The 25,992-nt window shown below is 71.4% G+C and carries 23 protein-coding genes and 1 pseudogene; 14 read left to right on the top strand and 10 right to left on the bottom strand.

Annotated elements, in window-relative coordinates:
* Nucleotides 1–216 precede the first annotated feature (216 nt).
* Nucleotides 217–912, top strand: a complete 696-nt coding sequence (locus ABEB03_RS22785) for a L,D-transpeptidase family protein (RefSeq protein ID WP_028804192.1) — start codon at nt 217–219, stop codon at nt 910–912.
* 71 nt (nt 913–983) lie between these two features.
* On the top strand, nt 984–1,172 hold the full coding sequence (locus ABEB03_RS22780; protein ID WP_095938253.1) for a hypothetical protein: 189 nt from the start codon (nt 984–986) through the stop codon (nt 1,170–1,172).
* A gap of 58 nt (nt 1,173–1,230) precedes the next feature.
* On the opposite strand, the gene ABEB03_RS22775 is transcribed toward ABEB03_RS22780, so the two are convergent.
* Nucleotides 1,231–2,625, bottom strand: a complete 1,395-nt coding sequence (locus tag ABEB03_RS22775) for a S1 family peptidase (protein WP_345652297.1) — start codon at nt 2,623–2,625, stop codon at nt 1,231–1,233.
* Nucleotides 2,626–2,838: 213 nt separating this feature from the next.
* Here ABEB03_RS22775 and ABEB03_RS22770 point away from each other — a divergent pair, with 213 nt between their 5' ends.
* Entirely contained in the window at nt 2,839–3,597 is a 759-nt protein-coding gene (locus ABEB03_RS22770; RefSeq protein WP_345652294.1) for a type 1 glutamine amidotransferase domain-containing protein, read from the top strand.
* Here the strand turns inward: ABEB03_RS22770 and ABEB03_RS22765 are convergent.
* The gene (locus ABEB03_RS22765; protein ID WP_345652292.1) at nt 3,594–4,940 is read right to left on the bottom strand and encodes an NAD(P)/FAD-dependent oxidoreductase; all 1,347 of its coding nucleotides are present in this window, start codon (nt 4,938–4,940) and stop codon (nt 3,594–3,596) included. The two genes, ABEB03_RS22770 and ABEB03_RS22765, sit on opposite strands and share 4 nt — an antisense overlap.
* 391 nt (nt 4,941–5,331) lie before the next feature.
* Between ABEB03_RS22765 and ABEB03_RS22760 the strand changes: the two genes are divergently transcribed.
* From ABEB03_RS22760 to ABEB03_RS22745, 4 genes and pseudogenes are all read left to right on the top strand, one after another.
* The gene (locus ABEB03_RS22760) at nt 5,332–5,973 is read left to right on the top strand and encodes an HAD family acid phosphatase (protein ID WP_345652290.1); all 642 of its coding nucleotides are present in this window, start codon (nt 5,332–5,334) and stop codon (nt 5,971–5,973) included.
* 87 nt (nt 5,974–6,060) lie between these two features.
* Nucleotides 6,061–6,447 (top strand): PPOX class F420-dependent oxidoreductase, encoded by a 387-nt coding sequence (locus tag ABEB03_RS22755; RefSeq protein WP_095932059.1) that lies wholly within the window; start codon nt 6,061–6,063, stop codon nt 6,445–6,447.
* Between the two features lie 460 nt (nt 6,448–6,907).
* Nucleotides 6,908–7,081 (top strand): annotated as a pseudogene (locus tag ABEB03_RS22750) (pectate lyase); the annotation flags it as partial.
* A gap of 28 nt (nt 7,082–7,109) precedes the next feature.
* The gene (locus ABEB03_RS22745; protein ID WP_345652286.1) at nt 7,110–7,919 is read left to right on the top strand and encodes a pectate lyase; all 810 of its coding nucleotides are present in this window, start codon (nt 7,110–7,112) and stop codon (nt 7,917–7,919) included.
* Between the two features lie 150 nt (nt 7,920–8,069).
* Here the strand turns inward: ABEB03_RS22745 and ABEB03_RS22740 are convergent, their stop codons facing one another.
* Both ABEB03_RS22740 and ABEB03_RS22735 read right to left on the bottom strand, forming a co-directional pair.
* A complete protein-coding gene (locus ABEB03_RS22740) occupies nt 8,070–8,435 on the bottom strand; it encodes a Zn-ribbon domain-containing OB-fold protein (RefSeq protein WP_345652707.1) in 366 nt (121 codons plus the stop codon).
* Between the two features lie 189 nt (nt 8,436–8,624).
* Nucleotides 8,625–9,308 (bottom strand): TetR family transcriptional regulator, encoded by a 684-nt coding sequence (locus ABEB03_RS22735; protein ID WP_345652704.1) that lies wholly within the window; start codon nt 9,306–9,308, stop codon nt 8,625–8,627.
* 402 nt (nt 9,309–9,710) lie between these two features.
* Between ABEB03_RS22735 and ABEB03_RS22730 the strand changes: the two genes are divergently transcribed.
* Nucleotides 9,711–10,643 (top strand): dihydrolipoyllysine-residue succinyltransferase component of 2-oxoglutarate dehydrogenase complex, encoded by a 933-nt coding sequence (locus tag ABEB03_RS22730; protein WP_345652283.1) that lies wholly within the window; start codon nt 9,711–9,713, stop codon nt 10,641–10,643.
* A gap of 203 nt (nt 10,644–10,846) precedes the next feature.
* On the opposite strand, the gene ABEB03_RS22725 is transcribed toward ABEB03_RS22730, so the two are convergent.
* Both ABEB03_RS22725 and ABEB03_RS22720 read right to left on the bottom strand, forming a co-directional pair.
* Nucleotides 10,847–11,527 carry a DUF6445 family protein gene (locus ABEB03_RS22725; RefSeq protein ID WP_345652281.1) on the bottom strand — a complete coding sequence of 227 codons (681 nt, stop codon included), beginning with the start codon at nt 11,525–11,527 and terminating at the stop codon, nt 10,847–10,849.
* Between the two features lie 93 nt (nt 11,528–11,620).
* Entirely contained in the window at nt 11,621–14,083 is a 2,463-nt protein-coding gene (locus ABEB03_RS22720) for a SpoIIE family protein phosphatase (RefSeq protein WP_345652278.1), read from the bottom strand.
* Between the two features lie 204 nt (nt 14,084–14,287).
* Here ABEB03_RS22720 and ABEB03_RS22715 point away from each other — a divergent pair, with 204 nt between their 5' ends.
* The 6 genes from ABEB03_RS22715 to ABEB03_RS22690 all read left to right on the top strand — a co-directional run bounded on the left by ABEB03_RS22715 (nt 14,288) and on the right by ABEB03_RS22690 (nt 20,710).
* Entirely contained in the window at nt 14,288–15,379 is a 1,092-nt protein-coding gene (locus ABEB03_RS22715) for a substrate-binding domain-containing protein (RefSeq protein WP_345652274.1), read from the top strand.
* A 115-nt stretch (nt 15,380–15,494) separates the two neighbouring features.
* Complete coding sequence (locus tag ABEB03_RS22710; protein WP_345652270.1) at nt 15,495–16,802, top strand: ABC transporter substrate-binding protein; 1,308 nt, start codon at nt 15,495–15,497, stop codon at nt 16,800–16,802.
* 79 nt (nt 16,803–16,881) lie between these two features.
* The gene (locus ABEB03_RS22705; protein ID WP_345652267.1) at nt 16,882–17,844 is read left to right on the top strand and encodes a carbohydrate ABC transporter permease; all 963 of its coding nucleotides are present in this window, start codon (nt 16,882–16,884) and stop codon (nt 17,842–17,844) included.
* Nucleotides 17,841–18,764: a carbohydrate ABC transporter permease gene (locus tag ABEB03_RS22700; RefSeq protein ID WP_345652264.1), complete on the top strand. Its 924-nt coding sequence runs from the start codon at nt 17,841–17,843 to the stop codon at nt 18,762–18,764. Before ABEB03_RS22705 ends, ABEB03_RS22700 begins: the two co-directional genes overlap by 4 nt.
* A gap of 2 nt (nt 18,765–18,766) precedes the next feature.
* Nucleotides 18,767–19,822: a hydroxyacid dehydrogenase gene (locus tag ABEB03_RS22695; RefSeq protein ID WP_345652261.1), complete on the top strand. Its 1,056-nt coding sequence runs from the start codon at nt 18,767–18,769 to the stop codon at nt 19,820–19,822.
* Nucleotides 19,823–19,864: 42 nt separating this feature from the next.
* Nucleotides 19,865–20,710 (top strand): alkaline phosphatase family protein, encoded by an 846-nt coding sequence (locus tag ABEB03_RS22690; RefSeq protein ID WP_345652258.1) that lies wholly within the window; start codon nt 19,865–19,867, stop codon nt 20,708–20,710.
* 12 nt (nt 20,711–20,722) lie between these two features.
* Here the strand turns inward: ABEB03_RS22690 and ABEB03_RS22685 are convergent, their stop codons facing one another.
* The 4 genes from ABEB03_RS22685 to ABEB03_RS22670 all read right to left on the bottom strand — a co-directional run bounded on the left by ABEB03_RS22685 (nt 20,723) and on the right by ABEB03_RS22670 (nt 25,990).
* Nucleotides 20,723–23,179 carry a polysaccharide lyase 8 family protein gene (locus tag ABEB03_RS22685; protein ID WP_345652255.1) on the bottom strand — a complete coding sequence of 819 codons (2,457 nt, stop codon included), beginning with the start codon at nt 23,177–23,179 and terminating at the stop codon, nt 20,723–20,725.
* 393 nt (nt 23,180–23,572) lie between these two features.
* On the bottom strand, nt 23,573–24,271 hold the full coding sequence (locus ABEB03_RS22680) for an alpha/beta fold hydrolase (RefSeq protein ID WP_345652252.1): 699 nt from the start codon (nt 24,269–24,271) through the stop codon (nt 23,573–23,575).
* A 141-nt stretch (nt 24,272–24,412) separates the two neighbouring features.
* Nucleotides 24,413–24,913, bottom strand: a complete 501-nt coding sequence (locus tag ABEB03_RS22675) for a methylated-DNA--[protein]-cysteine S-methyltransferase (protein WP_345652249.1) — start codon at nt 24,911–24,913, stop codon at nt 24,413–24,415.
* A gap of 393 nt (nt 24,914–25,306) precedes the next feature.
* A complete protein-coding gene (locus ABEB03_RS22670) occupies nt 25,307–25,990 on the bottom strand; it encodes a nucleoside/nucleotide kinase family protein (protein ID WP_345652247.1) in 684 nt (227 codons plus the stop codon).
* Between the last annotated feature and the right edge of the window lie 2 nt (nt 25,991–25,992).

The following is a 25,992-nucleotide window of genomic DNA, read 5'->3' as shown; positions in this document are numbered from 1 at the left end:
CGCGGTGACGCGGATTCACGTTCCGGCTCCGTGTGCCGTGTGCCGTGTGCCGTGTGCCGTGTGACGTTCCGCACGCGCACGCCGCCTCCGACGGGCCGGGGCGGCACCTGGAAATGTCACCGTTTGGTCCCGGTCCGGCCGGCCGCACAACGTACGCCCCCCGATGAGGGTCTAGCAGGCGGAAGACACGTGAGAACAGGAAAGGGAAGGCCCGCCATGGGGGACATACGCAGACGGGGCGCCGTCGCGCTCGGGATCACCGGACTGGTCGCGCCGCTGACGCTCGCGCTGGGCGCCGCGCCCGCGCAGGCCGCGAGCTGCACCACGCAGACGGGCCCGTACCAGAAGCAGGTGGAGAAGTTCCTCGGCCGGCCGGTCGACGGCCGGCAGTCGACCACCGACTGCAAGGCCATCCAGGCCTTCCAGAACAAGCACGGCATCACCCCGAACATCGGCTACGCGGGGCCCGTCACCTGGGGCGTGATGGACCTCATGAACAAGCAGAAGGCCGTGGGGAGCAACCCCAACAAGGACGGCAAGTGCCCGGTCAACAAGGGGCGCATCGCCTGTGTGAACCTGACGCTCCAGCTCAGCTGGATCCAGGACGGCGACCGACTGGTCTACGGGCCGGTGCCGGTGCGCACCGGCCGCGACGGGTACGAGACCCGCACCGGCCTGAAGAAGATCTACTGGCGGGACATCGACCACGTCTCCAGCATCTACAACGTGCCGATGCCGTACAGCCAGTTCTTCGACGGCGGGCAGGCCTTCCACTCGGTCGGCCTCAGCATGTGGAACCCGCCGGGCTCGCACGGCTGCGTCAACATGACCACGACCACGGCCAAGAAGTACTGGTCGCTGCTGAAGAACGGCGACGACGTGTTCGTGTACGGCCGCAAGCCCGGCACATGAGTGATGAGCTTCACGGTCCGTAATGTCGTCCGCTGTACCTTTACTCACAACGTCTTCACGTCGAGGACCGTATGCTTCACACCATGTCCACCACTCCTGATGCCGACACTCGGCGCTCCGCCGCCGAGGTCAACGAGGAGATCCGGGCCCTCTGGTTCCGGGCGGGCGGGACGTTGAGCATGGAGGAGCGGCGGGAGTACCAGCGGCTCGTCCTCGAATGGGCGGAAGCCGCCCCGCCGTCGCCCACCCGGGCGGCCTGACGGTTCATGTCCCGGCACGGGGCTCCCCGAAGTCAGCGGGGAGCCACCGCCTCGGGCCTCATCCCCAACTCTGCGCGTACTGCCGCCGATAGGCCTTGCGGTCCTGTTCCGTGCGGATGAACCGCGTCGCCACCAGCGCAACGAGACTGCCCGCGATGACCAGCAGTCCCGGCCCGACATTCTTCGGATCGGTCAGACGCGACACCAGCGTCTCGGCGTTCTCGGCGGCACCCCCCACCGGCTCCACGGCGCCCGGTGCGGCCGAACCCGGCGAGGCGGCCGAGCCCTGCGCGCCGGAAGCCGCCGTCGAACCCGCCGGTGAGGGAGACGCTACGGCGCCGGACGACGCCTGGGACTGCCCCGCGAGCCGCACCCCCAGCGCCGTCAGTGCCTTGTTGACCGGCTGGAAGAACGTCGTACCGCCGGTCCGGCAGTCCCCGTTGCCGCCCGAGGTCACACCGAGCGCGATGCCCTCGGAGAACAACGGGCCGCCGCTGTCGCCCGGTTCGGCGCACACCGTCGTCTCGACCAGCCCGGTGACCGTGCCCTCGGGGTAGTTGACCGTCGCGTTGAGCGCGGTCACCTTCCCGTCGTGCAGCCCGCTGGTGCTGCCGCTGCGGAACACCCGTTGCCCGACGGCCGGATCGGCGGTACCCGTGATGCGCACGCCGTTGCCCCCGCCGATGGCGACGACATTGGCTCCCGCCGAGGTCTGTTGCCCGTCGTCGTACTGCACGAGCGAGAAGTCGCTCCCGGGGAACGCCGTGGTGACGGTGCGTCCGAGCTGTTGCCGGCCGGAGTTGTCGGCGAACCATTCGGATCCGGCCGGACCGCAGTGACCCGCCGTCAGGATGAACTCGGTGCGCCCGTTGGTCACGTTGAAGCCGGCCGAACAGCGCCCGCCGGTCGAGAACATGGGCTGCGCGCCGTTGAGCCGGGTGGTGAACGCGCCCTGGGTGCGCTGCATGCGGACGGCGTCCCCGATCCCGTTCGCCACCTTCGTCATGCGCGACCAGTCGGAGGAGGAGACCGTGCTGTCGGCCCGCACCACCACCTCGTTCGTCGTGTAGTCCACGGCCCACGCCGTGCCCACCACCCGCGGCGCCGAACTTAGCCTCTGCGTAGCCGACTTGAGGTCCTGCATGCTGTGCCGTACGAGCTTCGCGCGGGCGCCCGCCTCCGTGACCTCGGCGGCGGCCCCCGGGTCGGTCACCGCGACGACGGGCCTGCCGTCGGAGCCGATCCAGTTGCCCGCGGTGCGCGAGGTGCCGAGCCGTGACACCAGTGCGGTGCCCGTGTCCACGGCAGCCTGGGCCCGGCTTCCCGCGGCACGCGACGTGTCGGAGGGTTCGCTCGCCATCGCTTGCGTCACCATCAGCCCTCCGCAGAGCAGCCCGCCGACGGCCGCGAGTCGCGCCCCTCGTCGGACGATCCGTCGTCGTGCGTGCCTCATCCATGGGCTCCCGAAGCCGAACGGCACGGCGTCATCGCCGCCGAGGGCCCCGGTCGAGAGCCCTCCCCTCATACGTGCGGCCACGCCCGCGTGTTCACCACGGCGCGCACCCCGGGCGGGACGCCGCCCGGACCGGCCCTCGCCGGCCCGACCCCGTCGCACCGCCGCCGCCCTGCACACCACACTGGGTGCCGCGCTGCCATGATGAGGCCCATGCGCGTGCTGATGCCGGTCCCCGACCACGACTTCGACGTCACCGAAGTCGCCGTGCCCTGGCGGCTGCTGACCGAGGCGGGACACGAAGTCGTCCTCGCGACGGAGCATGCGGGCACCCGTCCCGCGGCCGACCCGCGACTGCTCACCGGTGTGCTGTTCGGGCAGCTCGGCGCCGAACGGGAACCGCGGACGTACTACCGACAGCTCACCGAGGCGCCCGAGTTCCGCCGCACCGTGTCCTGGGCGGACCTGGACGTGGCGGAGTACGACGGTCTGATCCTGCCCGGCGGCCACGCGCCCGGCATGCGCCAGTACCTGGGCTCGGCCGTGCTCCAGCGGCGGATCGCCGACTTCTGGGCGCTGCGGCGCCCCGTCGGCGCGATCTGTCACGGCGTCCTCGTGCTCGCCCGCGCCCAGGATCCCGCCACCGGACGCAGCGTCCTGGCCGACCACCGCACGACCTGCCTGCCCAAGTACATGGAACGGACGGCCTACTTCACCACCGCCTGGCGGCTCGGCCGCTACTACCGCACCTACCCCGCCTACGTGGAGGACGAGGTCAGGTCGGCGCTCACCGACCCCGGCACCCAGTTCGCGCGCGGCCCGCGCACACTGACACGGCGCGGGACCGCGGGCGACGACACGCACGCCTTCGTCGTCCGGGACGGCCACTATCTCTCGGCCCGCTGGCCGGGGGACGCCTACCTCTTCGGCCGCCGGTTCCTCGACCTCCTCCAGGACACGAACGGGCGCTAGCCGCGGACGCGGGCGGTCACTTCCTCCCGCGTCAGATACATGTCCGTGTGCTCGAAGTCCCGCAGCGTGCCCTCACGGTCGTCGAGGAACCCGGTGCGCACGAAGTCGTCGCCCGCGACCGCGTTGAGCAGCCAGTTCGCCCCGGTCCGGAACCGGGCGGTGCCGGTGCGCAGGGCGTACAGGTGGTACCCGCGGGCCACGACCTGCGCGGCCACGCCCTTCAGGTCGATGCCGAGCGGCTTGGACACCGCGTCGTGGCCGCCGAGGTCGACGACGAGCCCGAGGTCCTTGTGCCGGTACGGCGTCGTCGGCTGCCCGCGCAGCAGCGCCGTGACGTTCCTCGCCGCGTGCCGGCCCTGCCGTGCGGCGTGCTGGGCGGTCGGCACGCAGTACGAGCCGTCACCCTTGGCGAGGTCGGGCACGGCCGCCGCGTCGCCCAGCGCGAGCACCCCGTCCAGCCCCGGCACCTTGAAGTCGGGTCCGGCGAGGATCCGGCCGCGCACGGTCTCCGCGCCCAGCGAGTCGACCAGGGGGCTCGCGGCGACACCGGCCGTCCACACCAGCGTGCGCGAGGGCAGCACCCGGCCGTCGGTCAGGGTGACCTTGTCCTCGGTGACGGAGGCGACGGACGTCTTCAGCGAGATGCGCACCCCGCGCTCGCTCAGCATGCGCAGCGCACTGGCACCCAGCCGGTCGCCGAGCTCGGGCAGCAGCTTGGGTGCGACGTCGACCAGATGCCACTGGATGAGGCCCGGGTCGAGACGCGGGTGGTAGCGCTTGGCCGCGGCGGTCGTGAGGCGTTGCAGACAGGCCGCGGTCTCGGTGCCCGCGTAACCGCCTCCGACCACCACGAACTGAAGCCGTGCGGTCCGCTCGGCCTCGTCCGACGTGGCCGCAGCCAGGTCGAGTTGGCCGATGACGTGGTCGCGCAGGCACACTGCCTGGGCGAGTGTCTTCATCCCGCGCGCCTCGTCCAGAAGGCCCGGGATGTCGAAGGTGCGCGTCACACTGCCGGGGGTCAGGAGCAGGTAGTCGTACGACACGTCGACCAGCTCGCCGGTGATCTTGCGGACGACGCACACCTTGGCCTCGGGGTCGACGCCGATCACGCTGCCCGGCAGGAGCTCGGTGCGGCGCAGGATCCGGCGCAGCGAGGGCGCCACGGACTGCGGGGTGACGACACCGGCCGCGACATGCGGGAGCAGGGGCAGATAGAGCTGGTAGTCGGTCGGGCTGACGAGTGTGATCCGGGCGTCACCGGGGGCGAGCGACCGCTCCAGCCCCCGCGCGGCCTCGACACCGGCGAAACCCCCGCCGACGACGACGATGTTCGGTGCGTCCATCCGAGCGCCTCTCTCCCTGTGGGGACACCGCGAGCCCAGGCTCACACGAGGCGGCCGCACATGCCACCCCGCGTCGCACGGGGCCGGTGGGGCAGCAGGGGCTGGCGGTGAGGGCGGGGAAGACGATCCGTGGGGGAGAGGCGGCGATCTCCGGGAGAGGAGGAGACGCACGCGAATCTCTACCGATCAGTACACGCGAATCTCTACCGATCAGTAACTGACGCTTCCCCCTTCGTACATCCTCAGGCACGATCATCACTGCCGCGGCGACGGGGCAGTGCCCCGTCGCCGCGGCACCAGCGGCGGGCGACAGCGGTCTCCCGCTGTTCCGACACGAGCGGAGCGGGGGTCCCGGTACCCCCGCCGCTCCGACACGAGTCAGGGGACGGGCATGGCAGGACGTGGCGTGGGGCGCAGGACGGTCGCGGTCTCGGCGGTCGTGGCACTGGGCATCGGCGGAACCGTCACCGCGGCCGGATCGGCCACCGCGGCGCCGGCCCGGGTGACGGCGAGCACGGCGGCGGCCGCGACGGCATCGGTCGACTACGCCACCTGGCAGCGCGACGTCCGCGCCGTCATCGACCAGGCCGTGCCGTACGTCGAACAGCGCACCGCGCACGCCGACGGGCAGAAGCTCGCGATCGTCTTCGACATCGACAACACCACGCTGGAGACCGACTTCCACCCCTGGTACCAGCTGCCCACCCCGGCGGTCGCGCCCTCGCTGGAACTCGCCCGCTACGCGCGCTCACGGGGCGTCGACATCTTCTTCGTCACCGCGCGCCCCGGCATCATCGCGAGCGAGACGAAGTGGAACCTGAAGGCGGTCGGCTACCCGGTCTCCGGCCTGTACGTCCGTGATCTTCCGGACCTCTTCGACGAGGTGAGCGCCTACAAGACCGGCAAGCGGGCGCAGATCGAGGCCCTCGGGTACACGATCATCGCCAACGTCGGCAACAACACCACCGACCTCGTCGGCGGCCACGCCGAGCGCACGTTCAAGCTCCCCGACTACGACGGTCAGTTGTCCTGACCCGGCGGCAGGAGGGGCGGCCGCCGCGGTCCGGGCGGTTCGCGCGCGCAGGGCGCCGCCCGGTGACGGCGGCATAGACTGCCGCCCATGGACGAGGCCTCGCTGGACAAGCTCGGTTCGGGCAAGTACCTGCTGATCACCAGCTACCGCAAGAACGGGACCGGTGTCGCGACGCCCGTATGGGTGGTGCGCGACGGCACGGCACTCGGCGCGTGGACCGCCGCGGACTCCTGGAAGGTGAAGCGGATCCGCAACCGGGGCGACGTCCTGGTCGGCCCCTGCGACGCGCGCGGCAGGCCGACCGGCGACCAGGTGCCCGCCACGGCCGAGATCGTCGACGCCGAGGCGACCGCCCGTTACCGGCAGTTGATCGCCCGCAAGTACGGTGTCGTCGGCCGTCTCACCCTCTTCGGCAGCCGGCTGCGCCGCGGCGAGACCGGCACGATCGGCATTCGCATCACCCCGGCGTCCTGACCTTCACAGGCGCGGGGTCCGGCAGTTCGCCGGGCCCCGCGCCTGTTGCCGTTCGCACGGCGACCCGGCCCCCGCCGCAGCGACAGTCGCTGCCGACCGGTCCTGGGATTGACAGGTATATGACATCCACGTCTCGGTTCGGTGGTGTCTGAACGGGTCTGCGCGGTGCGGGAGTTGGCCGGAAGTGTGCTGCGCGAGGCGTTGACTAGAAAGCGCTTACCCCATACGTTCCCGTTCAGCAGCGTGACCCGCGTGTGACATCTCGTATGCGAGATGTCAGATCTCTGAGCCGCACCACCTGCGCAAGTCGGCGCACCTGACCTCCAGCGAGTCCCGTACGGGCGTGTCACGCGCCGCGTCACGTTCAGAAACTGGCGCATGGTTCACAGGTATGACCCAGCATTCCTGAAGGGACACACCCGCATGCGTACTCGCCCCCCACGACGTCGATCCCGCCTGCCGGGACAGCGGTGAGGACGGCTACGCCAACCTCACCGGCAACGACCTCGGCGGAGCCGCCGCCGAGATCTCACGGGTGGGCACCTTCACCACCCCGCCCTACAGCTACACCGCCGAGCCCGTCTCGACCGTCGTCGCGTCGGTCACCTCGGGCGCCGGAACCGGAAAGCTCTGACCCCACACCCGGAAGAAGGAATCGGGACATGACTCCCTCGGTACGTCCGCGCGCCCGTCGGCGCGCACTCATCGGCACCCTGGCCGCACTCGGCCTCACCTCCACCACGTTCCTGGCGAGCGGGCTGGCCGGCACCGCCGACGCGGCCGCGGCCTGGCCGACGCCCACCGCCAGCGTGCCCGTCAGCTCGACCATCTCGGTCTCCGGCACCTACGACGGCAAGCTCCAGCGCTTCTACGGCAGCGGCGACCTCGGTGACGGCGGCCAGTCCGAGGACCAGGACCCCCTGTTCGACCTGGCGGACGGCGCCGTCCTCAAGAACGTCGTCATCGGAGCTCCGGGCGCCGACGGTATCCACTGCGCGGGCAGTTGCACCCTGCAGAACGTGTGGTGGGAGGACGTCGGCGAGGATGCGGCCTCGTTCAAGGGCAAGTCGTCGTCCGCCACGTACACCGTCACCGGCGGCGGCGCGAAGTCCGCCTCGGACAAGGTGTTCCAGTTCAACGGTGCCGGAAAGCTCACCGTGACCGGCTTCCAGGTGTCCGACTTCGGCAAGCTGGTGCGGAGTTGCGGCAACTGCTCGACGCAGTACAAGCGCACCATCGTGGTCAGCGACGTGGATGTCACGGCGCCCGGAAAGTCGATCGTCGGCATCAACACCAACTACGGCGACACGGCCACGCTGAGCAAGATCCGCATCCACGGCGACAGCAGCAAGAAGATCAAGCCGTGCGTCCGCTACACGGGCAACAACACCGGTGCGGAGCCCAAGGAGACCGGCAGTGGCCCGGACGGCACGTACTGCAAGTACGCGACGTCCGACATCACCTACAACTGAGGGCGCACCCGTGGGTCGGCCGGACCGGGCGCGGACTGCGCCCCGGCCGGCCCACGGGGGCCGATCGCGCTCTGCGGGGCCGTCTGCCGACGCGGCCGATCACGCTCTCGGGTCCGCCCGGTGGGCAAGGACGGCCGGACCGACCGGCCCTCAGCCCCAGCCGCCGTAGGGGCCGTCGACGAGCTGGAAGACCGGCTGCCTGCGTACCGGGTCCTGGGCGGTGGAGAGTTGTACGCGGTCGCCGCTGTGGATGGTGGCGGGCGACCCCATGACCCGTCCCCGGACGGTGAACCCCTCCGTCATCTCGATGAGGGAGACATTGCGGGCGGCGGGGGTGTTGCGGTGGATCACGCTGGAATGACGCACGATGCCCGATCCCGTGCTCGACTCCGTCCGCAGGTCGCTGCCCTGGCAGACGGGGCAGAGGAGGCGTTGGTACATCGCCGTGCCGCACCAATGGCAGCGCTGGAAGAGGAGGACGTCCCCGGGCTGCTCGTCGCGGGCGGTCCCGAGCACGTCCGTCGCGGGAACGGGCCCCGGATGAAGGGCGATTCCTGGCTGGTACACGATGTCATCTCCCTGCGCTCGGCCGGAATCTGAGGTGCCCGGTTCACCGTGCACGACCACAGAGTATGGCACTGAGTGTCACAGGTAAAGGCACTCGGTACCCTCAATGTGCCGGACCGGGGCCCGGCCCTCCGACAGTCAGTCCCGGCCGAGCGTGGACTCGATCTCCTGGACCACACGCCACAGCGGGGCGTCGCGCCGGGAGACCACGACCACCACGTCGTCGCACTCCTTCGCCCTCGGGCCGCCACGGGGGGACTCGTGCGAGTCGCCGAACGTCGCTCGTACGTACCCGAGCGCGTGGTCGACCGCCGCGGTCGCGTCTCCCTGTGCGTCCGAACGCAGCCAGGACCGCAGGCCGTTGTTGTGCGCGGCGACCACGGCCGCGGCGACGACCTCGGCCCGCAGGGTGCCGTCGCGCCGGGCGGCCAGGCGCCCGCGCAGGTACTCGGCCAGGGCCCGCTCGTATCGCCGGACGACCGACAGCTCGTACGCGCGCAGGCCCGGGACCTCTTTGGTGAGGCGGTAGCGCTGGACGGAGAACGTCGGGTTCTCGGCGTACATGCGCAGGACCAGCCGGGCCGCGTCGCACACCCGCTGCACCGGGTCCTCGTCCGCGTCGGGGGTGTCGTCGAGGAACGCCCTCATGTCCGCCAGGCAGCGTTCGTGGTCCGGGAAGACCACGTCCTCCTTGGAGGGGAAGTAGCGGAAGAACGAGCGGCGGCCGACGCCGGCGAGTGTCACGATGTCGTCGATCGTGGTCTGTTCGTAGCCGCGCTCCAGGAAGAGCTGGAAGGCCGCCGCGACCAGGGCGTCCCGCATGGGCGGCTTCGCGGTCGTCGCGTCGGAGGTCTCGCGGCGCCGGGGTCCGTCGTTCATGAACGGAAACTAACACCGAACCGCGTGGCGTGGCACTCAGTGCACTCTATTGAGGGAACTGAGTTCCATGGTGCGGTGCGGTGGCGAGGGGCGGCGGAGAGCCGTCGAAATCGGGGCGGACCCTGTGACTCCTCATGTGGCTGAAATGTGATCACGCATGAAGTGCTTGTCTGTTCAACGAGGTTGACAGCCTCTCCACGGTGATCGACTATGTGGTCGCGCCGTGGCCCATGTGACCGATGAGCCCGGTGTTTCTTCGACCACTCACCCCCGGCGCGGCCCCCGGCTGTCTCGTGCTGCCCGCTGCCGTCGACCGGGGCACCGCACCATCGAGACGGGATCCGCATGTCCACAGCGAGACGTGTCACCCTGCGCTGCCTGCTGGGAACGGGCGCGGCGGCGCTCGCCCTCTCCGCGGCCACCACCACAGCCTGGGCGACGGGCGAGCCGGGCGGGGACGGCTGGGACAAGACCGCGGGCGGTTACGCCCCGGGGCAGGGCGCCGGCACGGCGACCGCGAGCGACCGCTGCCAGTTCTCCCTGGACGGGACGCACTTCTACGACTCGGTCCGCGTCGACGACGAGAGCCTCAAGCCCACCGACGACGGCAAGGTCCACATCAAGGTCCGCACGGCCGACGACGCCGGCACCTGCACCGCCTCGCTCGCCGCCTACCGGACCCACGGCGCCACCTTCAAGACCTCCGGTGTGCAGGTCTTCCACGACTTCGACTCCGTGACGGTCAAGCCGGGTGCCACCGACTCCCTCGACATCTCGGTGCCCGACGCCGGCTGCTTCGCGCAGATCGACCTCTACCGGGGCGCCGTCAAGTTCGACGGCAAGCACGACGCCGAGGACGGCTTCGAGCACGGTGACCTGCCCGCGGGACCGGACCACGCGGTCATCAAGGACAAGCTGATCATGGCGTGGAACGGCGGCAAGAAGGACTGCACGGCGCAGCCGACCACCCCCGCGACGCCGGCCTCCACGCCGCCCGCGGGGACGCCGGGCACCCCCTCGCCGTCGGCACCCGCGACGTCGGCCGGCCCGGAGACGCCCTCGGCGCCCGAGACGTCCGCGACCCCCACCGCCCCCGAGTCCACCACCCCGCCTGCCGCCACCCCGAACGGCGGTGCGTCGCCGAAGCAGGGCGACCTCGCCGAGACCGGCGGCGGCAACACCCTGACGATCGCGGCCGGGGCCGCGGCCGTCCTCGCGGCCGGTGCCGCGATCACCGTCGCCACCCGGCGTCGCCGTTCCACGGGCGCCCGCTCATGACGCTCGCCGTCAGCGCCCCTCGATGACGGGGCGCCGGCGTCCGGTCCGCGGTGACCGGTCATCAACTCCCCCGAGGTGACCGGCCAACGCCCCGTCGAGACCGGCCGTCGGCGTCCCGTCCACGAGCCCCGGCACCCGTCGTCCGTACCGAGGTGCCGGGGCTCGTCCCCGTCATGGCACGGCATCCGCGAGTTTCCGGCGGATCACGCCATCCAGAAGAAGACCGCGGTCATCCGCTTGTCCTCCATCGTGCTGCCGCAGTAGTCCGTGGCGCTGTGCATCAGGTTGGCTTGGTACAGGAGCAGCCGGTTGTACCGGTGCGGCACGCGGACGTCCTCCACGAAGGAGTCCGGTGCGACGAAGCGCGTGCCCAGCGCCTCGACCAGGTTGTTGTGCGGCGCGGCGACCGTGTTCCCGCCCAGCCGGCCGCCGGGCAGGTTCTGCCGGAAGAAGCTGGTCCCGCAGTCCTTGGGTACGTTCGGATTGAGATAGAGGACGGCGGCGTAACGGCACAGCGCACGGGAGTCCGTGTGCGGGCGCGGCTCGCCCTCGTGCTTGCCGACCACCTGGATGCAGTTGTGGTTGAGGGTGGCCCCCGTCGGCGTCGACTGCTGCCACAGTTCCCGGGCGCCGGTCGCCTTCCTCACCAGGCTTTCCACGCACGTCAGTTCGCCGGGTTCGAGTCCGGGCATGGTGCGCAGGCCGGGCCAGCTCTCCGAGGTGTACGGATGACCCTCGACCCAGTCGTCCTTCGCGACGCACCGGGCCCGGACCGCGTCCACGTCGGGCAGCACGTCGTCGAAGACCCAGTAGTCCCGGTCGCGGGTGGGTTTGCGGTAAGGGAGAACCGGCAGCGCAGGCGTCCTCGGCGGGTGTGGGGGCATGCGGCCGACGATATAGATGAGTGATTCAGCGATCTCCAGAGAATTGGTCAACGTTCCACCAACTCGGCCTGCGCGCAAAGCCGTCGGGCGGTGCTACAGCTGCGACGCCCGGAGGGACTGCTCCGCCCAGATGATCTTTCCCTCGTCCGTGTAACGGGTGCCCCAGCGCTGGGTGAACTGGGAGATCAGGAACAGCCCCCGGCCACCCTCGTCGGTCGTCTTCGGGTGGCGCAGGTGCGGAGCCGTGGCGCCACCGTCGGACACCTCGCAGATCAGGGCCTGTTCGCAGATGAGCCGAAGCCGGAGGGGGCCGGCCGCGTGCCGGATGGCGTTGGTGACGAGCTCGCTCACGACGAGTTCGGTCGTGAAGGTCAGTTCGTCCAGGCCCCAGGCGTTCAGCTGTTGGGCCGCCGCCTTGCGGGCGTCGGCCACGACCGCCGGGTCGACGGGCAGCTCCCAGGTCGCGACCTGACCGGCACCCAGCCGCCGGGTACGGGCCATCAGCAGCGCCACGTCGTCGTACGGTCGCGTCGGCACCAGGTCGTCCACGATGGTGCGGCACAGATCGTCCAGCTGTTGCCCGCGCGCCTCCAGGGCGCGGCGCAGCCGTTCCCGGCCGGCCTCCTGGTCCCGTGCCGCGCCGGGGGTGGCGAGGAGCCCGTCGGTGTGCAGCGCGAGCACCGTGCCCTCCGCGAGCTCCAACTCGACCGACTCGAAGGGCAGTCCGCCCACGCCGAGCGCGGAGCCGCGGGGAAGCTCGACGAACGACACATGTCCTTCGGGCGAGATGAGCGCCGGCGCCGGATGGCCCGCGCCCGCCATGGCGCACTCGCCGCTCACCGGGTCATACACCACGTAGAGGCAACTCGCGCCCAGCGCCTGCATCCCGCTGGTCCGGGTGTCGGCGCCGGTGCCCTCGTCACGTGCGGTGCGGCTGACGAGATCGTCGAGATGGGCGAGCACCTCCTCGGGGGTCAGGTCGAGATCCGCGAGGGTCTGCACGGCGGCCCGCAACCGTCCCATGGCCGCGGCCCCGTCGATGCCGTGACCCGCGACCTCTCCCACGACGAGGGCGACGCGGGCCCCGGACAGGGGGATGACGTCGAACCAGTCGCCGGCCAGGCCGGTCAGTTCGTCGGCGGGCCGGTAGCAGGCGGCGACCTGCACGGCGTCCAGTTCGGGGAAGCGGTGCGGGAGCAGATTGCGCTGGAGCACGAGGGCCGCGTCCCGCTCGCGGCTGTAGCGGCGGGCGTTGTCGATGCAGAGGGCCGCCCGGGCGACGAACTCCTCGGCGAGGCTCAGATCGTCCTCGTCGAACGGGTCCTCGCGGGTGCGCCGGAAGAACGTGGTGATGCCGAGGGTGATGCCGCGGGCGCGGACGGGCACGATCATCACGCTGTGCAGCCCGAGGTCGAGGAAGGACGCGGGGCGGTCGCCGGGCGAGCGGGCCGACCACACGGTGGCCAGCGGGTCGAGGCGCTCCTCGGACCAGGACAGGCCGTCCGCCAGGCACCGGACCGGGGGAGACCCGGCGAGGTACGCGGCCGGCTCACCGACCCGCACCATGGTCTCGGGCACGCCGGCACGGACCGACTGCTGGCCGGCCCGGCGCAGCGGCAGCGCGTCCGCGTCGTCCCGCGGACCAGGTGCGGGTTCCGCTCCCTTCAGGACGGATTCCAGCAGGTCGACCGTGACGAAGTCGGCGAGCCCCGGGACCGCGACGTCGGCCAGTTCCTGCGCGGTCTGCACGACGTCCAGGCTGCGTCCGATGGACTCGCCGGCCCGGTCCAGCAGAGCGAGCCGCCGACGGGCGCGGTAGCTCTCCGACACGTCGACGACGGTGTAGTAGACGCCGATGGGACGACCGAGATCGTCCTCCAGCCGGATGAACGACATCGAATGGGCCGACTGGCGGTGCGGCGCGGAGCGGACCCGGCCGACGTGCTCGTACCCGACCACCTGCTCGCCCGTCGTCAGCGCCCGGAGCATCTGTGCCTCCAGCCGCTCGGCGTCCAGACCGGGCTGCACCTCGGCGAGCCGCCGGCCGAGCCGCTGCCGGGCGGGACCGCCGCCGAACTGTTCCAGCGCCGTGTTCGACCACACGTACCGCAGGTCCGTGTCCACGATCGCGATGCCCACCGGTGAGTGCGCGGCCATCCTCTCCAGCACCTGCCGGCTCATGTCCCAGCCGGGCCCGTCGCCCAGATCGGCGAGCAGCACGACCCACCGCGCCGGGCCGTCGCCGTGCTCGGCGGGAACGACGCGCACCATCAGCCGGAGGGTCCGTCCGTCGCGGTGTCGTGCGGACAGCAGCCCCGACCAGCCGCGGTCCGCGTCGCACCGCTCGGTGAGGTCCCGGACCCGTGCCGCGTCCTCGGGGATGAGGAGGTCGGCCGCGTGGCGGCCCAGCACCTCAGCGGCGGGGTACCCCAGCAGCCGTTCCGCGGCGGCGGTCCAGTTGGTCACCGTCATCCGGGCGTCGAGGAGCAGTGGCGCGGCGTCCGCCATGTCGAAGCGCCGCCGCGCCGACACGTCCCGTTCCTCGCTCGCACCCACTACGACCCTCTCCGCTTCCCGAAGGTGGTCTTACCCCGTCGTGCCCATTCTTCACGCCGCATGACCGGTCCGCGGTTTCGGCGGACCGGCTGACCGTATCGATCGCAAACGATCGATACGACTGTGGGCGTACAGTTGGCGCAGGGGATCACGCTCCGCGTCCGCCCCCAGTTCGTCCGTCCGGCCTTGCCCCAGGGGGAGCCCATGCGACTGCACGTCGACCAGCGCCATGAGCGGGTGCTCGAACTCGTCCGGGAGCGCGGCAGCCTCCGGGTGTCCGACCTCGCGGCCGAACTCGGCGTGTCCGCGGTGACCTTGCGGCGCGACGTGGAGACCCTGGCCGCCCAGGGGCGGGTGCACCGGCTGCACGGCGCGGTCGTCTGGCCGGGCGACACCGCGGCCGAGCCCCGGCCCGGGCGCGAGCCGGCCGAGGGCGCCGTGATCGGCATGATCGTGCCGACCACCGGTTCCATCTTCGCGGACGTCGTCCGCGGTGCCCGCGAGGCCGTCGGCGCCCAGGGCGGCCGGCTGGTCCTGGGGATGACCGGTTACGTGGACTCCGAGGACGCCGTGCAGGCGGAGCACCTGATCGCGGGCGGTGCGCAGGGTCTCCTCGTCGCGCCCAGCTGGTTCGGCGGCGTGCCGCTGGGGGGTCAGGAGAAGTGGCTCCTGGACTGTGCGGTGCCGGCCGTCCTGGTCGAGCGGTCGGCACCGGCCGGCAACCCGGCGGCCGGTCTGGACCGGGTGCGCACCGACCGGGCGCACGGGGCCGCCGTGGCCGTGGGCCATTTCGCCGCGCTCGGGCACCGCCGCATCACCGCGGTGCTCCAGGAAGGGCCGCACGCCGCGCAGATCTCCTCCGGTTATCTGGCGGCCGTGCAGTCGCTCGGACTCGACGTCGACTCCGGCGCGCCGTCGGTCCGCGAGCACGGGGACTACGAGGCGAGCATCGACTATCTCGCGCAGGCCGTGGAGAAGCGCGGGGTGACGGCCGCGCTCGTGCACAGCGACGAGGACGCGATCGTGCTGGTGCCCAAGCTCCAGGCGCGCGGCATCAGGGTGCCCGAGGACCTCGCGCTGATCGCGTACGACGACGAGGTCGCCGCCCTCGCGGACGTGCCCCTGACGGCGGTCGCCCCGCCGAAGCGCTCGGTGGGGGAGCTGGCCGCGAAACTGCTGCTCCAGCGGCTCGCGGAGCGCGCGGACGGGCGGAGCGCGGCGCCCCGCCAGCACCTGGAACTCCTCCCCGAGCTGAGGGTCCGGTCGTCCTGCGGCGGCGAGGCGCTCACCTCCTGAACATCGAGCGATCGTTTTGATTGATTTGGTCGAACGCTCTTGACTCTGATCGCGTGCGCACAAAAGATGTCCTGCATCCGCCTCTGCCCGTACGAGGTCTCGTAGGAGCCGTGCCATGTCGCGCACTTCACGTTCGTTCCGCACAGCCGCCATCGCCGTCGTCGCCGCCCTGGGCATGCTCGCCACCGCGTGCGGCGGCGACGGAGGCTCGACCGACTCCGCATCGGACGGCAAGCCGGTCACCATCAAGTACTGGACCTGGACGCTCGGGGCCAAGTCGACGGTGGAGGCGTTCAACCGGACGCACAAGGACATCAAGGTCGAGTTCACCGAGATCCCCAGCTCGACCGAGGGCTACAGCAAGCTCGCCAACGCGGTGAAGGCCGGCAACGCCCCCGACGTGGCCACCATCGAGTACCAGATGGTCCCGGAGTTCGCGAGCCAGGGAAACCTGATCGATCTGACCGACTACGCCGGCAAGACGGTCAAGTCGAAGTTCCCCGCGTCCGTCCAGAGCCTCGTGACCTTCGGCGGCAGGACATGGACGGTCCCCTACGACGTCGCGCCGCAGCTGTACTACTACCGAACCGACCTGTTCAAGAAGTACGGCATCGAAGTCCCCAAGACCTGGGACGAGTTCAGGACCGCCGCCGCCGAGGTGAAGAAGGCCGACAAGAACGTCCGGCTGGCCTCCATGCCGAAGTCCGACCCGGCGCTCCTCGCCGCCCTGTCCTGGCAGGCCGGCGGCAAGTGGTTCACCACCGAGGGCGACGCCTGGAAGCCCGGCGTCGACGACGCGCCCAGCAAGAAGGTCGCCGCCTACTGGGACGGACTGATCAAGGACGACCTGGTGCAGTCCTTCACCGCCTACAGCCCCGAGGAGACCAAGGCCCGCGCCTCCGGCCGGACCCTCTCCTTCCTCGGCGCCTCCTGGTCCGCAGGAGGAATGAAGACCGCCATGCCCGACCTCAAGGGCAAGTGGGCCGTCGCCCCCCTCCCGAACTGGGGCACCGCGGCGAGCGGCAACTACGGAGGCACCTCCTACGGCGTCCTGAAGGGCAGCAGGCACGCCGAGGCCGCGGCCGAGTTCATCGAGTGGCTCACCACGAACCGCGCCGGCGTCGAGGCCCGGCTCGCCGACCTGGAGTCGCCCAGCAGCGCCCTGCCGGCCGACCCGCGGATGCGCGCCGTCGCGGCGGCGAAGTTCGACACCGCGTACCTCGGCGGCCAGGACCTCTACGAGCTCGCCTCCGAGCAGGTCGACACGATCGTCCCCGGCTGGACGTGGGGACCGAACCAGCTGGACGTCTACACCGCCGTCCAGGACGCCACGGCCAAGTCCGGCTTCGGCGGCGGCGTCACGGCCGGCCAGCGCAAGGCCGAGTCGGGCATCACGGAGCGCGGACTGAAGCTCGCCCGGTGACCCGTCGGGTCCGGCCGCCCGGCGGCCGGACCCCGTCACTCGTCGCCCCCTGCAGCGTCCAGCCCGCCAAGGAGCCACCGTGGCAGCACCTCCCGCCCCGGCCGTGAAGACCCGGCCCCGACCCACGACGAAGCCGCCCGCCACCTCCGCCCTGCGGCGCAGTCAGCGCCGTGCCGCGGCCCTCTTCGTCGTCCCGTTCTTCGTCCTGTTCGCCGCGGTCATGGTGGCGCCCATCGGCTACGCCGTCTGGATGAGCCTCTTCCAGGAACGCTCCTCGGGACTCGGCTTCGGCGGCACCGAGCGGGTGTTCTCCGGAATCGGCAACTACACCAAGGCCCTCTCCGACGCCGGGTTCCGGGACTCCTTCGTCCACATCGCGCTCTACTGCGCCCTGTACATCCCGGTCATGATCGGCGGCTCCCTGCTGCTGGCCCTGCTCCTGGACTCCGCGATGGCCCGCGCCAAGCGGTTCTTCCAGCTCGCACTGTTCCTGCCGCACGCGATCCCGGGCCTGATCGCCTCGCTCATCTGGATCTACCTCTACACCCCGGGACTGAGCCCCGTGCTCGACTGGATCGGCGCACTCGGCGGCTCCTGGGACTTCTACAGCAACGACCATGTGCTGTCGTCCATGGTCAACCTCTGTGCCTGGCAGTGGATCGGCTACAACATGGTCATCTTCTACGCGGCGCTCCAGGCCGTTCCGCGCGAAGTGATCGAGGCGGCCGTCGTCGACGGCGCGGGAGCCCTGCGCACCGCCCTGCGCATCAAAGTGCCGCTGATCGCCTCCGCGCTCGTCATGACCGTGCTGTTCACCTGCGTGGGAGCCATCCAGATCTTCACCGAGCCCAAGCTGCTCAACCAGCGCGGCGCGCCCTCCGTCGACACCGAATGGTCGCCGACCCTGTTCATCTGGAAGGCCGGCTTCGTCCAGCACGACTACGGGCTCGCCGCCGCGGCCTCCCTGCTGCTCGCCCTGCTGGGCATCGTCCTGTCCTACCTCGTCACCCGGCTCGGCAACCGGTGGAAGGCCGCCTCATGAGCATCCTCACCCGCCCTTCGAGCCCGCCGCGGACACCGACCGCGCCGAGCGGCACACGGGTCGCGGCCCGGCCCCGCGCCCGGACCGACGCGCTGCTCTCCAAGGCCGTCGTCAACGGCCTGCTGATCGTCGCCGCGTTCTACACCCTGATGCCCGTCACCTGGCTGGTCATCGCCGCCACCAAGAACGACCGCGACCTGTTCAGCACGTCCGGCTTCTCCTTCGGAGACTTCAGCCTCCTCGCCAACCTGCACCACGTGTTCACCTTCAACGACGGCATCTATCTGCGCTGGTTCGGCAACAGCATCCTGTACTCGGTCGTCGGCTCGGCGGCCTCCACCCTCCTGTGCGTCGCCACCGGGTACGCCTTCGACAAGTACGAATTCAAGGGCAAGGAGAAGCTGTTCGGCGCGGTGCTCGGCGGAGTCCTGGTCCCCACGACGGTGATCCAGCTGCCCATGTACCTGCTCGCCACCGAGGCCGGGGTGGTCAACACCTACTGGGCCCTGCTGCTGCCCGCACTCGTCAATCCGTTCGGTGTCTACCTGGCCCGCGTCTTCTCGGAGGGCTACGTGCCGAACGAGGTCCTGGAGGCCGCCCGTGTCGACGGCGCCGGCGAGCTGCGCACCTTCGCCGGGATCGCCCTGCCGATGCTCGCCCCCGGCTTCATGACCATCTTCCTGTTCTCGTTCACCTCCAGCTGGAACAACTTCTTCGGCGCCCTCGTGATGCTGAACGACGAGAAGCTCTATCCCGTCAACCTCGGCCTGTTCATGTGGAACAGCGTCACCCAGCAGCAGCCCGAGTACTACTCGCTCGTGATCACCGGCTCGCTCGTCGCCGTCGTCCCGCTGATCGCCGCCTTCGTCTGCCTCCAGCGTTTCTGGCGCTCGGGGCTGACCGCCGGCGCGGTGAAGTGACCATGCCCGTACCGGAAGGCACCCTCCTGAACAGCTCGCCACGACCGGCCGGGACCCACCGCCCGCGCACCGCCCTCGCCATGAGCCGCGAGATCCACGGCTCCCTGCTCGCCGACGGCGCACTCGACCGCCTGAGCACGGTCGCCCGGGTGGGCGCCTCCGGCCCGATCAGCGACTTCGCCACGGCAGACGCCACCGAACTCGCCTCCATCGAGGTGCTGTTCACCCACTGGGGCGCCCCGCGGCTGACCGAGGACGTGCTGCGCCGCATGCCGCGGCTGCGCGCCGTCGTCCACGCCGCAGGATCCGTCAAGCACCACGTCACCGAGTCCGTCTGGAACCGCGGCATCAGCGTCTCCTCCGCCGCCGCGGCCAACGCCCTGCCCGTCGCGGAGTTCACCCTGGCCGCGATCCTCTTCGCGGGCAAGCGGGTCCTCGACGTCGCCCACGACTACGCGCGCACCCGGCGCCGGCCCGAGCTGCTGCCGTACTTCACCGGACACGGCAACTACCACCGCACCGTCGGCATCGTCGGAGCCTCGCGCATCGGCCGTCGGGTCATCGAACTGCTGCGCCCCTTCGACCTGCACGTCCTCCTCCACGACCCGTACGTGGACGAGGCCGAGGCCCGCGTCCTCGGCGTCGAAGCCGTCGGCCTCGACGAACTCGTCCGGCGCAGCCACGTGGTGTCGATCCACGCGCCTCAACTGCCTGAGACACGGCACATGTTCGACGCGCGCCGGCTCGCGCTCCTCGCGGACGGCGCGACACTCGTCAACACCGCACGCGGCTCGCTCGTCGACACCGAAGCGCTGACCGAGCGACTGGTCTCCGGACGCATCCACGCCGTGCTCGACGTGACCGAGCCGGAGGTGCTGCCCGCCTCGTCGCCGCTCTACACGCTGCCCAACGTCCTGCTCACCCCGCACATCGCGGGCTCCCTGGGCAACGAACTCGGCCGCATGACGCACTGGGCCGTCGACGAAGTGCGCCGCTACGCCCAGGGTCTGCCCTTCGTCCACGGCGTCGGCCCCGACGAGCTGACCCGCTCGGCGTGACACCGGGTGCACGACAGCCCCCGTCCCATGAGAGGAGCGCCCATGCCGGACGTCGTCCGTCGCGTCCTGGTCGTCGGCATCGACGGAGTACGCCTCGACACCCTGCGCCGCCTGCCCACCCCGCACCTGGACGTGCTGGCGGCGGACGGTTTCCTCGCCCCGGTCGACATCGACGACCGCACCCCCACCATGTCGGGTCCGTGCTGGGCGACGATCGTCACCGGCGTGGGCGTCGACAAGCACGGGGTGTGGAGCAACGACTTCGGCGGCCACCGCCTCGACGTCTTCCCGGACTTCGCGACCCGTCTCGCCGTCCAGTACGGCCGTCGCACCTTCGTCGCCGCGGGCTGGCGGCCGCTCATGCAGGTACGGGACGGCGGGCCGCTGTTCCGGGCCCCGTCGAGGACGGCGTACGTCTCCCCGGTGGCCGACACCCCCGAGGCCTGGGAGACCTGCGACGAACACATCACCGCGGAGGCGGCGCGTGTCCTGGCGGACGACGACATGGACGCCTCGTTCGTGTACCTGGGCGCCCCCGACGAGACCGCGCACTTCCTCGGCTGCCACGACGCGTACGAGACCGCGGTGGTACGTGCCGACGCCCGGGTGGGCCGCCTGCTGGACGCGGTGCGCTCGCGCACCTCGTACCGGGCGGAGCGGTGGACGGTCCTCGTCGTCACCGACCACGGCCACGTCGACGCGGGCGGCCACGGCGGCCGTTCCCCCGAGGAGCGGACCGCCTGGCTGATCGCCGCCGGGCCCGGTGTCGGCACCGCGCCCCCGGCGACGCTGCGCCATGTCGACGTCGCCGCCCAGGTGTTCGCGTCGCTGGGCGGCGCCGCCGACCGGCACTGGTCGCTCGACGGGCGGCCGTTCGCCCCGGCGTGACCGGTGCCGCGGTCAGCCCAGCCTGACCGTGACCTTCTGCGTGACCCCCGCCAGCGAGCTCAGGTCGCCGAAGGTGAGGGTGAGGGAGGAGCCGGTGGTCGCCGAGGTGACGCTCGACGCCTTCGACGTCACCTGGGCGACGGCCCTGTCCCAGGTGAGGGTCAGGCCGGTCCGCATGCGCATCGGGTCGCTGACGCAGATCACGGCGGTGCCGTCGCTCCTCTCGCTGATCATCACGCAGCACGGGTCGCTCGCCGTGAGGGCGCCCACCGTGCCGCCGAACCAGAAGTTCACCCCGGTGAAGCCGAGCGAGGGAACGCTCACGCCCTGCTGGTCGTCGGTGTTGGCGAGCACGGCCAGCCAGTCCGTGTCGTCGGCCCGGGCCTGTGTCCGGGCGGCGCTCGCGCCCGGCATCAGCACATAGGCGTACGTGGCGTCCTCCGGGTCGGTGCCGTGGTCGACGTACAGCGTCAGGTACTTGCGGTTCAGGACCGTCGTCGCGCCGCCCCTGTTGACGGCGCTCCACGTGCCGTCACGGCTGTCGCGCAGCGCCTTGACGGTGGCGCCACCGGGGAAGACATAGCCGCCGTGGCCCGCGAGATGCGCCCACCGGGTGGCGGTCAGCGTCTGCGACCACGGGTACGCGGTGGGCTTCGCCGTACCGTCGACGGTGAGGGCGGCGCCGCCGGTGGGCCCGAGGTTGCGGTTGTCGACGGTCGACTCCACGGCCGTTCCGTCGGAGCACCGGATGCCCGCGCCCAGACAGACGATCGCGTCGTCCAGGCAGAACCAGGACTTCTTCGCCAGCAGGGTGCTCTGCAGCCCCTTGAGGTACTGGCCGATCGCGGCTCGCTGCCCGTCCGTCGCGCCGCCCACCCAGTTCACGTCGGGCAGGGACGCACCCCAGTCGCCGCCCGCCGCGTCCGCGAGCACCTTGCGCGAGGCCGTGGTGCCGGGCAGCCGGCCGGGGTCGACGGTGGGCCAGAAGGCGTCGCTGTACTGGCCGTTGCAGAAGGTGTCGCCCCACCAGTAGAGCATCCCGGATCCGGTGTGCCAGCCGTGCAGGTTCTCCCCGTTGCCCGTCTCGTAGTAGGTGATCCTGCGGTCGGCCATGCTGATCGAGGCGGCCCAGCCGGGGCGGCGGTGGGTGGCCCGGGCCATGCTGGTGAACAGCCGGTGCCCGGTCGGCTCGGCGATCGGCGAGACCGTCGTGTCGTCCAGAACTCCCTTGAGCCGGGCCAGACTTGACAGACTCAGCGCGGGATCGTCCATCGGCGGGCTGTAGTAGTCGCGCTGCATCCAGCCCTTCACCAGCCCGCGCCAGCGCGCGCTCTCCGTGCTGCTCGCCCCCTGTCCGAGCAGCACGATCGAGGCGAGGATCGGATGGCCGCGCAGATGGTCGTCCTGCTGGATGTGCTTGGCGTCCGACGCGGACAGGCCCCGGCTGACGGCCCGCCCGGACACGCCGTCCATCACCAGGCCGTTGTAGAGGAACGGCGCCCAGGCCTTCTCCACCGCGTCGAAGACGATCTGCCGGCCCGCGTCGGTGACCTCCCAGGTCGAGCCGGCGAGCAGCGCGAAGAGCATGCCGAGCCCGCCGAGCATCACCGAGCCGTACGAGCCCGTGTACGGGACGGTGGTGTGCTGGATGAACGAGCCGTCGGTGTACAGGCCGTCGCCCGTGGTGACGTACGGGAAGACGGGGGTGAGCGCGTCCCGGGCCAGCGCCACCTTGGCGGCGTTCGCGCCCACGACGCCGCGCAGCGCCAGTACCCGGCACAGGTCGACCCGGTTGGCTCCGGTGCTCGTCCCGCTGTAGGCGGCGACCGCCGAGTCCGGCACGAAGTGGTCGACCGCGGCCAGGTAGTCGGCGATCCGTGCCGCGGGCAGGGCGTCGTACATGAGGACACAGATGTCGAGCAGAGCCTGCGGGGCGCCGATCTGCCAGCTGTACCAGTTGCCGTAGCGGGTCTGGTTCGCGTGGTAGACCTCGGAGTGGAGGTGGTCGAGGCCGGTGAGGATGTCGTCGCGCAGCCCGGTGTCGTCGGTCAGCCCGGTGCCCTGCCGGCAGTACGCCTGGGCGAGGGTGTTGAGCCGGGAGTAGCTGGTGCTCATGTTTCCGGAGTAGCCGTACGACTCCTGGTCGGTGTCGGGCTCCGGGTCGGCGTACACGAGGTCCGGCCAGAGCGAGCCGGCGGCGGGGGCCATGGCGGACCGCCATTGGGAGGCCGTCGTGCCCAGATCGGCGAGGCGGGTCCGGAACGGTTCGGCGGTGGGGCTGAATCCCTCACCCAGGATCAGGGTGCGCCACTTCGCGCGCAGGGCCGCGAACTCGTCCGCGGCCTCGGCGGTGTCGGTGATCCCGGGTGAGGTGAGGGGGGAGGCGCCGGCGGTGGTGTGCACCCCGAGCGCGAGAGCGGTGCCGCTGCCCGCGGCCAGGAAGCCACGGCGTGACCAACGAGTCGTCATGACGGCGGTTTCTAGCACGCTGACGTTCAAACGCTCAATAACTCTTACCGAATTGAGCGTATCGATCGTTCAGTGTGTGGAGGTGCGCACGGAACGGCCGGGCCCGGACACCCGTATTCCCGCACAAAGACGGCGGAGGACCGTGCGCGGAAGGGGAGCAGTGTGTCGGCACCGCCCGGACCCGGGCAGCCCGCGCGGCGCCTGGACGACAGGGCACGGCCCACCGTCCCGCCCGCCGCGCGGACGCCCACGGCGGCTACGACGCGCCCCTCACCGAGGCCGTCGCCCGCTTCCAGCCCTGGTACGGCATCCGCTCTGGTACGGCATCCGGGGCGACGAGACCGGCGTCCACGGCGACGGCACGCGCGCCGCCCTCGAATCCCGTACGCCGCGCTAGCGTCCCGCGGCCCTGAGCAGGACCCGCGCCATCTCGTGCGGCTGGGAGAACATCGGCCAGTGACCGGTCTCCATCTCGACCAGGTCCCACCGCGCGCTCTTCAGCAGCTCGGCCACGTCGTCATTGGGGTCCTCGCCGTCCATCAGGCACTTGACGTACGTCGTCGGCAGCTCACCGAGCGGCCGGTCCAGCACCGCCGCGTCGGTCAGCGTGATGCCCGGCTGCGGCGTCGACCCACCGGCGATCCGTGAGATCTGCTCGTCCGTGAGGCCCTGCCCGTCGTAGTCCGCGGCCGTCAGCGGCGGCCAGAAGCCCTGGTTCTCCTCGATCACCTCCTCCAGCCGTTCCGGCCCCTGCCACCACGTGGACACGAACGACTCACCGTCCGTCGGGACATTGGCGTCGACGAACACCACGCGGGACAGCCGGTCGCCGATCCGCGCGGCGGCCTGGCCGACCGGGATGCCCGAGTAGCTGTGCCCGACCAGGACGACGTCGCGCAGATCGAGTCGCTCGATCTCGCCCACGATGTCCCGGACGTGGGTCTGCGGTCCGACCGGCGTGCTCTGCCTGTCCGCGAGGCCGGAGAGCGTGAGCGGATGAGCGCCGTGACCGGCCGCTCGCAGCTCCGGCACCACCTCGTCCCACGCCCAGGAGCCGAGCCACGCACCTGCCACCAGTACGAATTCCCTCATGCTCGCAACGTAGCGCAGAGGTCCGACAACTTCCCTAGCCGGCGTGGGATGTAGCCGTGAACTCCCGGACGGCCCGCGCGAGGCCGCCGGCCTGGCCGGCCGGACGAGGGTGCCACCGTCGGCGATCTCGACCACGGCCGGTCAGGACGACTCGTCCTCCAGGTCCAGGAGCGTGCGCTTGCGTTCCAGGCCGGCGGCGTAGCCGGTGAGGGCGCCGGTCGCGCCGATCACCCGGTGGCAGGGCCGCACGACCAGCAGCGGATTCGCGCCGATCGCCGTGCCCACGGCCCGTACCGCCGCCCTCGATGCGCCGATGCGGGCGGCGATCTCGCCGTAGCTGAGCGTGGTCCCGTACGGGATGGCCTCCAAGGCCTGCCACACCCGCCGCTGGAAGTCGCTGCCGCTCGTGACGTACTCGATGTCGAAGCGGGTCAGCCGGCCGTCGAAGTAGGAGCGCAGCTGGGAGGCGATCTCGGTGAACGCCTGTGCGTCCTCGGTCCAGCCGTCCTGGACGACGGCGCCGTTCTTCTGGCCGGGCATCGAGAGCGAGGCCAATGCCGTGCCGCCGTTCGCGGTGGCCGACTCCTCGCCCACGAGCAGCAGCTCGCCCAGCGGGCTGTCGAGGGTCGTGTAGACCGTCATCGGAAGTGTCCCTTCGTGAGTGTGCTTCAAGCGGTACCGGCGTCGCTTCACCTGCAATTTTGCCGCCTGCCGTGCGCACGGTCCGGCGGGATTCGGACACGTACCTGGAGCGGGGCGTGGGCCGCGCGCCGCGGTACGGGAGGATCCTTCGGCCCTTCCTGCGGGCGCACGGACGGGGAACCGGCCGCACACCCCGGGCGTTCCGTCCGCGGCTCGCGGCTCGCGGCTCGCGGCTCGCGGCTCGCGGCTCGCGGCTCGCGGCTCGCGGCTCGCGGCTCGCGGCTCGCGGCTGAGGCCTCGGGCCTCGGGCGGAGGACGCGGTCACCGCCCCGGCTCGCCGCTCCGCGGCACGATCCGGCACCGCCCGGGCCGGGGCGCGCGGGACCCCGCTGATCAGCGCTCCGACGGGCGATGTGCGCCGGGAACCGGCACCGGAGCCTCGTCCGCGGTGATCTCCGGCCCGACGACCAGGTCGGCCCGGTCCCGGGTGGACGCCACCAGGTCGGCGTTGCGCTGGTCCGTGCCCAGCACCCACGCCACCGCCGTGTCGTGGTCCTTGCCGAACTCCTCGTGCCGGGCGACCAGTCGCCGTACCCGGGCGGCCTCGTCCAGCTCGCAGAACCAGACCTCGTCCAGCTGCGACCTCGCGCGCGCCCAGGCGTCGTCGCGCAGCAGCAGGTAATTGCCCTCGGTGACGATCAGCCGCGCGGTCCGCGGCACGGGCACGGCACCCGCGAGAGGCTGCTCCAGGGTCCGCTCGAAGCCGGGCGCGTAGACCAGGTCGTCCTCGTCCTCGCGCAGCCGGCGCAGCAGCGCCGCGTAGCCCGCCGCGTCGAAGGTGTCCGGGGCGCCCTTGCGGTCGCGGCGGCCCAGCCGGTCCAGCTCGACGTCCGCGAGATGGAAACCGTCCATCGGCACGTGCGCGACCCAGTCGGGTCCGTCACCGTTCAGCCGCCGGACCAGACGCTCGGCGAGGGTCGTCTTGCCCGCCCCGGGGCTTCCGGCGAGGCCGAGCAGGGCGCGCCGCCCGGGACGGACGAGTGCGGCCGCGCGATCGAGCAGGTCGTCGAAGGTCATGC

Source organism: Streptomyces siamensis (assembly GCF_039543605.1).
Classification (GTDB): Bacteria; Actinomycetota; Actinomycetes; order Streptomycetales; family Streptomycetaceae; genus Streptomyces; species Streptomyces siamensis.
The sequence above is the reverse complement of the archived record's forward strand: the minus strand, read 5'-3'. Positions and strand labels throughout refer to the sequence as shown.